This window comes from Fibrobacter sp. UWR4, assembly GCF_003149045.1.
Classification (GTDB): domain Bacteria; phylum Fibrobacterota; class Fibrobacteria; order Fibrobacterales; family Fibrobacteraceae; genus Fibrobacter.
Genome location: NZ_QGDU01000012.1, coordinates 36009 through 49115 on the forward strand (window position 1 = coordinate 36009; position 13107 = coordinate 49115).

5 protein-coding genes are annotated in these 13107 nt (G+C 49.0%); 3 read left to right on the forward strand and 2 right to left on the reverse strand.

Annotated elements, in window-relative coordinates; genetic code table 11:
- Nucleotides 1–179: 179 nt before the first annotated feature.
- Genes BGX12_RS06510 through BGX12_RS06520 form a run of 3 tightly spaced genes read left to right on the forward strand, consistent with a single transcriptional unit; the run spans nt 180 to nt 3875 of the window.
- A complete protein-coding gene (locus BGX12_RS06510; protein ID WP_109735277.1) occupies nt 180–1235 on the forward strand; it encodes a CofH family radical SAM protein in 1056 nt (351 codons plus the stop codon).
- A gap of 41 nt (nt 1236–1276) precedes the next feature.
- Nucleotides 1277–3103 (forward strand): BatD family protein, encoded by a 1827-nt coding sequence (locus tag BGX12_RS06515; RefSeq protein ID WP_109735278.1) that lies wholly within the window; start codon nt 1277–1279, stop codon nt 3101–3103.
- 1 nt (nt 3104) lies between these two features.
- Nucleotides 3105–3875: a tetratricopeptide repeat protein gene (locus BGX12_RS06520; RefSeq protein WP_109735279.1), complete on the forward strand. Its 771-nt coding sequence runs from the start codon at nt 3105–3107 to the stop codon at nt 3873–3875.
- Nucleotides 3876–3971: 96 nt separating this feature from the next.
- Here the strand turns inward: BGX12_RS06520 and sprA are convergent, their stop codons facing one another.
- Together sprA and BGX12_RS06530 are read right to left on the reverse strand one after the other, a co-directional pair.
- A complete protein-coding gene (sprA, locus tag BGX12_RS06525; protein WP_233246291.1) occupies nt 3972–10835 on the reverse strand; it encodes a cell surface protein SprA in 6864 nt (2287 codons plus the stop codon).
- 523 nt (nt 10836–11358) lie between these two features.
- On the reverse strand, nt 11359–12981 hold the full coding sequence (locus tag BGX12_RS06530; RefSeq protein WP_109735280.1) for an acyl-CoA carboxylase subunit beta: 1623 nt from the start codon (nt 12979–12981) through the stop codon (nt 11359–11361).
- Nucleotides 12982–13107 lie beyond the last annotated feature (126 nt).

Here is a 13107-nt window from a genome sequence, read left to right on the forward strand (position 1 = left end):
TTTGAACACACCACTGTTCATTCTATAATTTATATCCAGGCGTGTTCTTTATCACAAGTCCCACTCACGATTCCATGGACAATATATCCAAAAGCCATTTTACCTTCCATCCATCATCCGCGACCTGATTTGCACCACATTCCGTTTTTCCACACAAAAACTTTCTATTTTACGTTAAAATGAACGATTTACTGCAAAAAGCAATTGATGGTGCAAATAGCGACCGTCCCGAATTCCGCCTCACCCCAGCCGAAGGTCTTAAACTTCTGACGGAAACTCCCTGGACCGAAGTAGTGGAAGCCGCCAACAAGGTACGCCATATCCGCCTTCCCGGCAACAAGGTAGGCTATACCGCTTTTCGCATCGTAAACTACACCAACGTCTGTGAAGTCACCTGCAGTTTCTGCAGTTTCTGCCGTCCGGAAAAAAGCCCAGAAGCATATGTCCTGAGCCTAGACGAAATCCGCCAAAAAACAATCGAGGCAAAAGCCAGGGGCGCCGACCACATTTTCCTCCAGGGCGGCGTAAACAGGAACATCCCTCTTTCCTATTATACAGACGTCCTTCAGATGCTGACGCAGGAAATGAAAGTCCGTGTTCGAGGATTCTCCCCGGTAGAGCTGGTAAGAATTGCCGAAACCAATAAAATCAGCCTGGATGAACTGCTCGACATTTTGAAACAGGCCGGACTAAGCTCTGTCCCTGGCGCAGGTGCAGAAATTCTCAGCGACCGCATGCGTCAATTCCTGAGTCCCAAGAAACTTCCCGCCCAGCAGTGGTGCGACACTTTGGCCGCATGCCATAAGAAAGGACTTCCCGGAAGCGCCAACATCGTGTTCGGCAGTATGGAAACTCCGGAAGAAATCATCCAGCATCTTGAATTTGTTCGTAAAACCCAGGATATCGCCCACGGCTTCAATAGTTTCGTAGTCTGGACCTTCCAGCCTCAAACAGACAAGTTTCCCATCCGTCACGTCCGTGGGGATGAATACCTGAAACTGTTGGCACTGTCCCGCCTCTATCTGGACAACATCCCCCACATTGAAGTTTCCCTGCTGGGAATGGGCCTATCCCTAGGGGAATTGGGGCTCCACTCCGGTGCTGATGACATCAACAGTATCGTCATCGAGGAAAACGTTCTAACCAATCACGGTCTTACCTCCATCGAACAGGCGGAAAAATTCATTACGGACGCTGGATTTACCCCCTACCGCCGTAGTCTAAATTTCGACTAGTCCCAAAAGTCTCGCGCCTGAAAATTTGGTATTTTTAGGCCATGAAAAAATTGATGACAGCTTGTATGGCTCTTGCAGCCATGACTTTTGCCCGTCCGTCCCTGCAATTTGACAGGGAACGTATTGAGATGGGCAATACATTTGGATTACAGCTTATTTTTCCCATGCAGGACCTTCCTGAAAACAGGGAGGCTCCCCAGTTCGAAGCCCAGAATGGATTCTCCCTAGTAAAACTGGACAGTGCTGACCAAGTCATCCGCCAGCAGGTCGACCCCTTTGAAGACTTCTTCGGTGGTGGACGTAGCCGTGGTAGCTACAAGGCCCGTGTTTACACGTTCACCCTTAAGGCACCGAAAAAAACGGGACGAATCAATTCCGGCACCATTTTCATGAACATCAACGGACAGAAGGTGAATGTCACCGGGGAAATTCCCGTTAGCCTTCAGCGTTCCTATAACGATGACGCGCTCGTGGTCTCCCTGAAGCCCAACAAGACTACCATCTACGAAGGGGAACAGATTTACCTGAGTCTGAATTTCCACACTTACGAACACTTCGCAGGAAATCTCCAGGCTACGGACATGAGCACCGGTAACGACTTTATCGTTCACCGCAATGAGTTGAGTTCCATTGAATGGAATGCCGTGGAAGGTTCCCCCCGCGAACGTCAGGCTAGCGCAAAGTTCGCATGGCTCAGCCCCACTAAGAGTGGCAATCTTCAAATTCCACCCTTCAAGTTCAAGTACACCAAGGTCGGCGAACCCAAGATTGTGGAAGAAAAAAAGCAGATGGGCGGCATGTCCTTCTCCAGCCGCACCGTCAAGCAGGAACCTGTAGATACAGAAACAGCTTCCCAGCCTATCAAGATTACCGTAAAGCCCTTGCCTACCGAAGGCAAGCCTGCAGACTTTAGCGGCATGGTAGGTAGCTACAGTTTCTCTGCCAATGTGGACAAGTCCAATCTGAAGGTTGGCGAAGCCCTGACCCTGACCATTACGATGAAGGGTGATGGAACTCCGGGCACCATTACGGACCCCAAGCTTCCGGACTTCAGCGACTTCCGTGCGGTGCCTCCCGAAAACGACATTAACAAGAAGATTTCCGGACAGAAGGTCATTACGACCAAGACTACCAGAATCTTCCTCTATCCCAAGAAGAAGGGCGAATTCACCATTCCCGCCATTTCTTACAGCTGGTTTAACCCTACCAAGAAGAAATACGAAACAACAACCGAAGGTCCCTGGAACATTGAAGTCGAAAAGGGCGAAGCACCCGCCGCTGACGCAATCTTCCAGCCTCAAGTCGCCGCAAATCCTGCAGGCGGTCCTCCGACCGTACAGAAAAAGGAAATCGAAGCCCTGGGCTCCGACATCCGATTCATCCACTCCATCAAGGGCGCAGCAGACAGCAGCAAGGCGCCCTACAAGGAAATCTGGTACTGGATCGCATTCCTGGCAGCAATTCCCGCTTATTTCGCCGTAGTATTTACCGTACGCAGCAAGCGCAAACGTAATAGCGACACCGCACTCGTCCGCAAGAGCCACGCCAACAAGCAACTCAAGCTGCGTTTCGCCAAGGCCAAGGAAGCACTCTCCAAGGGTGACGCCAAGGCGTTGTACGCCGCCCTGGAAAACGGTCTTGTAGATTACCTCAGCGACCTTACCAACCAGGAATACAAGGGCATGACCCGCGACCAGATGAAGGCAGACTTGCAATCCAGAGGAGTCAAGGAAGAAACCATCGCATCAATTGACAGCTGGCTAGAAAAGTGCGCCTTTGCAAGATTTGCACCGGTCAACCCCTCCGCAAACGAACAGAAGCAGATGCTTGAAGATGTGGAAAAACTCTGCGAAGGTCTGAAGGTTTAATATGAAAAAGATGATTTGCATGTTGATTACCGCAGTAGCCCTCATGGGTTCCGCAGCCTTTGCCGCAAACGAAAGCTGTCCGGGCATTTCTGCAGGCGAAAAAGCCTATCATAACAACGACTTCGAAAGAGCCATCGACGAATGGCGCACCTGTGCCGACAACGGTACGGAAGATCCCGACCTATTCTATAACCTGGGCAATGCCTACTTCCGAAACGGCAAGTTAGGATTCGCAGTCTATTACTACAAATCCGCCTTAAGACTTCGTCCTAACGATCCCGACATTCTGCACAACCTGGGATTCGCCACAGCCATGACTAAGGACAAGGTGGAAGAAGACGAAGAAGAAAATCCCCTTCTCTCCGGACTCTTCAAGGCACACCACGCACTGGCTCTCAAGACCCAGATGTTTATCCTGCTAGGACTCTTCTGGTGCTTCGTGATTTTCGCCATTGCAAGACGCCTTACCGCAAACGAAAAGACCCGAAACATCCTAGTGGGATCATCCTTCATTCTAGTCTTTATTTTCTGTATCGTAGGGGCTAGCGCCGGCTACAAGATCTTTATTGCCGAAACGGAAACCATCGGTGTTGTCACCGCCGTTGACGCAGATGTTACCAGCGCTCCCGACCACAAGTCACAAACGCTGAACACCCTTTCCGAAGGCACTTCCTTCGAAGTTCTTTCCGAACAAGGCCAGTTCCTTGAAATCAGACTTGGAGAGCGTATTAAAGGTTTTGTCCACAAAAAGGACGTAGGGGTTATCCGCTAGTATTTTTTAGGAACACTTGCGAATACATCTACATCCATTCAAAAAGAAATAGCGAGGCATCCACCTCGCTATTTTTCTTTTTCGCAAAAATCCGGATTAGTTGAATCTCAGCATCAATGCAATTTCGAATTGCAGGATCTGTCTCAGGTGAGGCGTTTCGTCGTCCAGCTTTTCGTGAATCTGACGATATTCAATGAAGGAACTCATGGACGCCATCTTGTTGAACTGGTAGCTCGCACTCGGTCTCAGGAACCATTCATGCGTTCTGGAGGGAACAGTGCGATCAACCAATTCCAGATCCGGCTTATAGACAGCGGTTTCAGTCTTCTTACCCGTCGTGGGAGAAACATAAGACCACTGCTTAAACACGCCATCAGTACCGCTGTCCTTATTCCACATATAATAACCTTCCACAGTATTGTATTCCTTACGGATAGTCTTCTTGTAGTCATAACCAGCGGTAAACTTCAAGTCAATGCTATTCTTGAACTTGTAGAACCAACGCCAGATTTTCAGGACCTTATCTATCTTCAGCGGGTAGGTAATGGTGATGTCATCGCCAATGTTGAAGGCAAAGTCATTATACAGGTTCGTGTGAATCCAGGGCGTTTCCCAGTAGTAATCCGTCGTATCCGTGGAGTTCACGTCTTCGCATTCCCGATTTGCAGGAGTCCAGTTCACACAGCCCGCAACTTCTTCCTTGGGACGACGATCCGTAGATTCAATCTTCATGCGGACACTATTTTCGATGCGCATGTTATTCTGCAGCAAGAAGGAAATACGAACCAGCGGGTTAAAGTTAATGGAATGGCTCCAGGAATCTTCTGCACTCTGGAACGGATGTACGGTTGTGGTCTTCGTATATTCGAAACGATGCGTAGTAGAAACACTACGGAATCCATTCAGGAAGGAAACTCTCTGGGAGAAATTGGGAACAGTGATGCCAATGCCAATTTTCGGCCATACGGTAGTCGTATCGATGTACATGGGATATTCTCGTGACTGAGAGAAATCTTCCTTCCACTGCAAGTCGCCAGAAAGACCGATATCCCAAATAGGCAGCGTAATGCCGCTGGACACCTGGAAGTTCCGGGATACAGAATGACGGAAGTTACCCTGATAGACAAGAGTATCCACATGATGGTTACGATACTGGGCGAAACCTCTGTAATCATCGCGATGATCCAGGCCCATATCACCAGAAACAATATTCCATAGACCACGATTACGATAACCGTTACCAAGGCCCAAGCCATACAAATAATACTGCAGCGGAGTCACACCCTGTTCTTCATAAAGCTGAGCCAAGGTGAAGTTTTCACCCACTGTATTTGTTCTTGCAGACCAGTTAAACTTCACTTCACGCCACTTGATGGCTTCAAGAGCCTTAGCCGCAGCGGATTCCTTGCCGAAGTTCTTCACCAAATCAAGAACCTTCAATGTGGGAGCGAATTCAAAGCGGTTTGTCTGAGAAATCGTCCAGAAATTCTTCTCAATACTGGTTTCATCCATAAAGTCATAATCGTTCGGAATAGACTTCTGCTGGTTCAAATCAGAGGAGAAGGAGGTTGTGAACGGGATGAAGGGAATCAGTCTGGGATTAAAGGTCAACTTGAACTGCTGAGAACGAGAACGTTCGTTGCGAAGAATACCATAGGAACGACCATATTCACGACGGCCAACACTATCCACCTTATAGAAGGTGGTGCTATCATACAGAATCTGGTAGGAATCCGGATTGTCCATATTGATAGTCATGGTATCGCCATTGGCGTTTACCCTGGGAATGGTGTCATAAGGAATGGCAACAATACTATCAGCAGAGAAGTAAACCTTTCGGTCGGAATGATCGAAGTCAAAGACGTAGCCATTAGCAAAGAGGCCACCTTCTCCCTTGCTGAAGAAGTTTTCCTTGGTAAAGCCTTCACGGTCACCACCACCGTACATATCACGCTTTACATTGATGGCATAGTTTGCTGATAGGAAGGAAAGAATATTCCAACGCATGTTCAGCTTGTGGTTCAATTCTGCGGTGTAAGTCACCACACGGTCCACCTGCGGTTCCACAAAATCCGGATCGCGGCTCTGGTTCACATAACGAACATAGTTGAAGTCAAACAGGGTCAAGTCCAAAGTCTGGGGCCAAGGTTCAAATTCAGTCTTGGAAAGTTCCTTAGCCCAGCCGTACTTGGCAAGATTGCTAAAGGGTCTGAACTTGAACATGCTGAAAGTACCCAGCTTATATTCCATCACTGTATGGTAAGAATAAGTAGAGTCTGCCGAAGTCGTAGAGCGGCCTTCTGATTCACGGTAGGAATAACTGAAGGCAGGTCTTTCCAGGAACATCTGGGACAGGACTTCACCAAGTTTAGTTTCGCTGGCCTTGTAATCCTTACGGAAGCTAATGCCAAACGTCTTTTCACGAACATAAGACTGGTAGCCCTTAGATTCAGCGCTATCACGTAAAGCCTGTTCCTTCTTGTCGGAGGTCACTTCCAGTTCATTCTGGAACATGTCGCTAGTCATTTCACCGAAGCTGCTCTTATTCAGGAGCAGGTCATCAGTGGGCTTCATGTAGGGGCGCTTGGTAGTACTATGGTACCCAAGAGAAAGAGGAATATGGAATCCGGCACTATCGTTCAGGAACTTATTCAAGTTCATGGTAAAGTCGCCAGCAATGTCCAACTGGGATGCGGCTTCAGAAATTTTCGGTTTGGGAGATCCGTTAGAAGTAGAAAGTGTTGCAAAAGCACCATCCTGGTAACGCACCGTTCCAGACAGAGAAATAAAGTCAGCGAAGTTCACCTGACCACCCACACGAGCAGCGTAGCCCCAATCCGTATCCATATCGGAAAGGCGCAGGTCATCCAGCCAGAAAGTACCTTCCAAATCTTCGGCAGAGGCAGAAGAGTCAGCAATAATCACAAAGCGAATCCAGTCAATGCTAGAAACAGAAGGATTACCCACCAGGCGGATCTTTTCTTCACGATCGCCACCCAGGTTCTTTTCAACAGCGTTGACATACGGCGGACGGCGACCACGCTTCAAGTCAGAGAAATCCGCAATGTCCATAGCGAACGCATTGTCCAGCCAGTTTTCTTCATCGCAGTCCTGTTCACGAGCGCCACAGGGATCTTGCTTCTTTATAGGCCTAAAGCTCCATTCATAATAGTCAGAGGATCCTTCCAGAGAACCTTCACCAAACTGTATTGCGAAACGGACCGGAGTAGACTTCGCCTTCGTCTCGTAATGGATTTCCATCTTCAAGGACTTATAGCTGGAGAAGTCCTTCTTGTCCGTATCAAAAATACGAGTAACGCCAACTTCCTGACCGGGGCTCATGTTCTGATAATCCAGCACGAGTGCAGTTTCCTTCAAAGGAGCGTTGGAGTCAGAATCACGTTCAGTCTTTGTATTGGGAGACTTGTGGTATCTATCAGAATTTTCACGGTTATTGAGAGTGGAAACCTTAATAAAGGTTGCATCTCTTGTAGCCACTTCAGCAGAAACCTGCTGTTCCACGCCGTTTACTTCCACGATCTGGGAATTTTCAGAAGAGCTAGTCTTATAGAAATCCGCAACAGTCGCATCTTCCCAGGAATTGCCCACCACAGCAAGGCCGGCCACCTGGACCTTCGCTTCGGACACACCATTACTTAGGGAACCAATCCACATCCTGGTGTACTGAGCTTCGCCAAGAATAGTACGGTAATCGCTACCTGTGGAGGAAACAATGGTATCGTACTGGCTCAATGGAATGCGCCACTTACGCCAGCCGTTTTTCAGTTCTTCAAAGTGCAGAGGGTCTTCGTCCGAAAGATCAATGCGATAACGGACAAAACTAATGTCCCTATCCAGAGATCCATTCTTGTTAATGTCTTCCGTATCGTAAGTACGTTCGCCAGAGTTGTTTTCAGTACCATTAATATTTACAGGCGGATCACTATCATCGTCCAAATTGCCATTAAAATCATCCATTGCAATATCGCTAGTGGATGCATCGGAATTCAAGGAACTCTTTTCTTCATACTGACATTCACTGGTACGGCAGTCCCAAACCAAACGGGTTTCGTTATCCCCAGTCTTATTGTCAAGACCTCTATCATGAAGAGCAACAGTCGTACCCAAATCATTTTCACCATCATACACACCGTTAGGTGCATAACCATTGATGGACAAGTCTTCACTCACAAGACCCAAGTCAAGATAGATGGATCCCACGTTACCACGAGCAACCACTTCGATGTACTTCATGTCGCTCATATCCTGATAGTAACTGCTGTTGGGACGCATCACACCACCCCAGGAATTACCAGTCAGATTATCATTAGCGCGAAGCGTCATCTTCAGCACGGTCAAGTGCTGGTTATCCACATCGGAGTTACCCACCGTAGGATAAATATGCTTGTACAGTTCCGTATTGTTACTGTGCCAAATGAATTCACCCTTATGGCGGTAATCCTGGTTCTTGATATAGGTGGACATGTTAAGAGTGTCACCACCCGGCGGAGATGCCTGGTACCAAGAAAGTCTGGACAGAGAATAAGTAAGGCCAGAAGTAGTCGCTTCAAAATCTTCCACCAAGGCTTCGACATCATCGCTGGTGTTTGCGTTATGACGGCTTGCAGCAAATTCAGCCTCAAAGCGCCAGGAAGATTGAGCGGTAGTGTTTATGCCAGGAATTGCATTTACCAATTCCGTCAAGGCAGGAATCGTATCCTGCAAGCGAAGGTTCATTCCCCACAGCACGCTGGAATAAGGTTCGTTACCAAGAGTGGGTGTCTTTGCCGTTGTACTCTGACTCTTATATAGAGCGGTAATACCAAACACGGAACCCGCACCCAATCCGTAAAGATCCAGAGGTAATTCCGCACGAGCACCAAGCAACAGCTTGTTGTCAATTTCAAAGAGCGGTTCACATTCGAAGCTTACCTTGATTTCCTTATTAGGATCAAGAGCGCGTTCACTGAGAAGTTCAATCTGACCCAGCTCGTAGTTGACTTCATAGTCCGTACCACGGATAAGAGTCGTGGAACCTGCGGTTACCTTTTCGGTGCCGGGAGAAATATCCATACAGGAATTTCCGCCCACAGCGTAACTGGAGCTAGGATCACGAACGCTAATGGTAGAGCTACGACGTTTACCTACAGATTCAAAGTAGAATCGGTTCGTATAGCGGTTCAAGTTATAGACCGGCAGCGTATACAACTGAGCCATAGCGGCAGTAGAATCCAACTGACGCAAAGGTTCCAAGCAGAAGTCCTTAGCCTTTTCAATAGTGATGTGGGCTGTAGAATCATAGTCGCGAACGGCCTTACAGGGCAACCACATTTCACCGGTATAGCTACCGGAAGCATCTTTCTTGAAGATGGTTGCGTCATTCACCAGGGGACTACCCGTAGTTTCATCCACAAGGCCCAGCGTCCTCAAGTACGAACCAGCGATGCCAGACTTATTCTTCATGCGCAGCACAAAGTTGGAGGCGCTCGCATCCGTGATGCCGATGTTATAAACATTACGGAGCATCAACTGATCGATATCTGTCAGTTCAGAAAGAGTCGCATCCCACTGAATCAATACGACTCTGGAACCATCCTTCACTTCCTTGTTGCTACTACGTCCAGAGCCATCTCCAGTCTTGCTGCTCCAGCTTGCGGCAATCAACGTGTTACGGTTTGCCGTATTGATTTTCAGGATACCCGTCCTGTTATCGTAAGAGTATTCCTTATCAGGAATTTCCACCAGGCGGTCCACCATCTTTTCCACCTTCTTACCAGAACGTGTGGTATAGACAGCAGTCACCTTTTCAATAACGCCAGTAGTAGCATTGGTAGATGCACGACGATAAAGCCTGAGATCAGAAACTTCATAGTGGGGAGACTTGTTACCGCCAATCGCGCTAGTGACGTAATTGCCCCTGGCTTCCTGGTTCAAGAAGTAGTATCGATACGGAATGAACTGTTTATCCAGCACCTGGAATTCAGAGGTAGACTCATTCGCCTTCAGGGAGTACTCTTCCTGAGAGCCTCCATCCTGGGACGCAATCGTCGTCAGGCGCCAGTCCCCCAACTTCCAGTCAGCCTTGATACCGAACAGGCCCTGATGGTTTTCCGAATAACCAGTCAGTTCGGTACCAGTCAAAGTCAAGTTCGTGGTACCAGCCTCGACGCGTTGCAGGATGTAGTCTTCAAATTCATCCTTATAGGATTCCTCGTACACCACGCGGACCTGGTTCTGGGCACCAAGGCCCTGCTCCACGTTATTGATTTCCACAGTGATATACGGGCCGATCTTACCCTTCACCATGAAGTTCGGTGTATAATCCAACGTAGGGCTGGGCCAAAGACTGGTCTTCGTACTGCCTTCAGCATCATCCTTTTCGCCATATCCCTTCAGACGGATGTCCATGGTACCCTGGAGCATCAGCTTAGGCTTGTCCAAGCCAAAATCCCTCATCCAGGCAGGCATGGTCACAGGGATGGTAATATCAAATACAGAACCGGTTTCCGGAGTTTCGTAACCGTCATTTGCCTGGCCCACAAGGCCATTCAGCCACAGACCCTTACGGCCAATATCGTACATGTCCGCCACATAGTCCGTCAATTCCGGATAGTGGGCGGACCACAGGGGAATCGTATCCCTGGATACAGAGTTGACACGCTTTTCGCTGACATCCATTTCACGAGTGGCCACGTCCACATCATGAGTAAAGACCTGTCCTCTGGAATCATTCATCAGGCGAGGGCTAGCGCCAATACCGCCAAAAGGAAGCATCCCGTTCAGGGGATTTACTGAGGGAGGCAAAGAAATATACTGGAGAGTGGGTTGCCATTCCGTTTCTGCAGGATCCGGGTCGGAGACCTCTGCATCAGATGCAGACACAACGGATGTAGAATCGCTCTGGGACCAGGCAAAGCCTGCAGTCAGAGCCACACCAACAGCATAAAACCAATATTTCAAATCAGCAAAAGACACAAACAAAAAGCCGCGATAAAAACCTTGATAACCACCATCCGGCAGTGTCCCCACAAAATACTGAATTTCACTTTCAAAAATTCAGTACAAACACAGGAAAACTACCAGATTTTAGGGCAAATTAGCTTTTTTTCAGTGCAAAAATAGCCCTCAACTTTAAACCGAGGGCCAAAATTGCATGTTTTTAGATTTAATTTGTTCTAAAATTACAGCGGAATCCGTGAGCCTCAAGCGACCGATCTTCATCGGTCGTGGAGGCGAGAGCTTTAGTGACCGGAGGTTCTTCCCCCGACGAACGACTAAAGCGGTATCTGTGAGTAAAAAGGCACTTGGTCTTTCACCAAGTGCCTTTTTAGGAGAGGTTGGTCTTACGAGACGAACTCTATTGAATCTAGACCAACCGGTCTTATTCCGCTTACAGCGGAATCCGTGAGCCTCAAGCGACCGATCTTTATCGGTCGTGGAGGCGAGAGCTTTAGTGACCGGAGGTTCTTCCCCCGACGAACGACTAAAGCGGTATGTTAGCGTGTTTCTTCCAAAGGCGCTTCTGATCCTTAGTCTTCAGAGCGTCAAAGGCTGTCACAAGGCGCTTACGTACGTCTTCCGGCTTGATGACTTCGTCCACCACGCCCATGGCAGCGGCAACGTAGGGGTTCATCAATTCTTCTTCGTACTTGGCGATGCAGGCGGCACGTGCAGCCACCGGATCAGGTGCAGCAGAGATTTCCTTCTTGTTGATGATTTCAACGGCACCTTCTGCACCCATCACAGCCACCTGAGCGATCGGGAGAGCGAAGACGTAGTCTGCGCCCACATCCTTGGAGTTCATGGCGATGTAAGCGCCACCGAAGGCCTTACGGAGGATGAGGGTAACCTTAGGTACGGTTGCTTCGGCGAAGGCGTACAGGAGCTTTGCGCCGTGGCGGATAATGCCAGAGTATTCCTGCTTGCTGCCCGGCATGTAACCCGGAACGTCCACGAGAGCCAGCAGCGGAATGTTGAAGGCGTCGCAGAAGCGAACGAAGCGGCCAGCCTTGGAAGAGCCATCAACATCCAGAGAACCTGCGAGAACCTTGGGCTGGTTAGCCACGATGCCGATAACTTCACCGTTCAGGCGAGCGAAACCGATCACCACGTTCTTGCCCCAGTCCTTCTGGACTTCGAAGAAACTATCAACGTCAGCGAAAGCGGCAATCACGGCGCTAACGTCATAAGCCTGCTTGTAGTTATCCGGGACGATGTCCTGGATAGTTGCGCTCTTGTCTTCTGCAGTTTCGCAGGTAGCTTCCTGCTTGTTCAGGAACTTCTTGAAGAGCTTCTTGAGACCCTTTTCGTCTTCCTTTTCTTCCATCTGCTGATCAGCGGGAACCGGCTTGCACTTGTTGCCCTGAGGCAGGTAGGAAAGGAGCTTGCGAACGCCTTCCAAGGTCTGCTTGTCATCGGGGTACATGAAGTGAGCCACACCGGACTTTGCAGTGTGAACCGGAGCGCCGCCCAGTTCGGCAGCGGTGATGTTTTCGCCCATGACCTGCTTAACCACAGCCGGACCGGTAAGGAACATCTGAGAAGTGGACTGAGTCATGAAGATAAAGTCAGACAGAGCCGGAGAGTAGCAGGCGCCACCAGCGCAGGGGCCCATGATCACGGCAATCTGAGGAATCACGCCAGAAGCCCAAACGTTACGAGCCATGATAGCGCTATAACCAGCCAGAGAGAACACACCTTCGTCAATACGAGCTCCACCGGAGTCGTTCATAGCAACGAACGGGCAACCAGCTTCCACTGCCATGTCCATGACGCGGCAAATCTTTTCAGCATGGCACTGACCGAGAGCACCACCGCCAACAGTAAAGTCCTGAGATGATGCGAACACCAGACGACCGTTCACCTTACCGTAACCGGTAACGACGCCGTCACCCAGGACGACCTTGCTTTCCTTGAGAACGCGGTTGCTGGACTTGCGGAGGCCACCAACTTCCACAAAAGTGCCTGCATCGAACAGCATTTCCATGCGTTCGCGAGCAGTGTACTTACCGGACTGATGCTGCTTATCGATACGGGCAGCGCCACCAGCAGCCTGAGCCTGGCTCAGGTACTCGTTCAGTCTATTCAGATGTTTTTCGTTCCACATAACGTTAGAACTCCTTGTGTAAAATTTCCGCAAACAAAGATAAAAAAGGGCGTTCAAGCGGTCAACAAATAATGCAAACAACTACACATATAAGTTAGATGTGACAAGATTTTAGTAAGCAAAAGG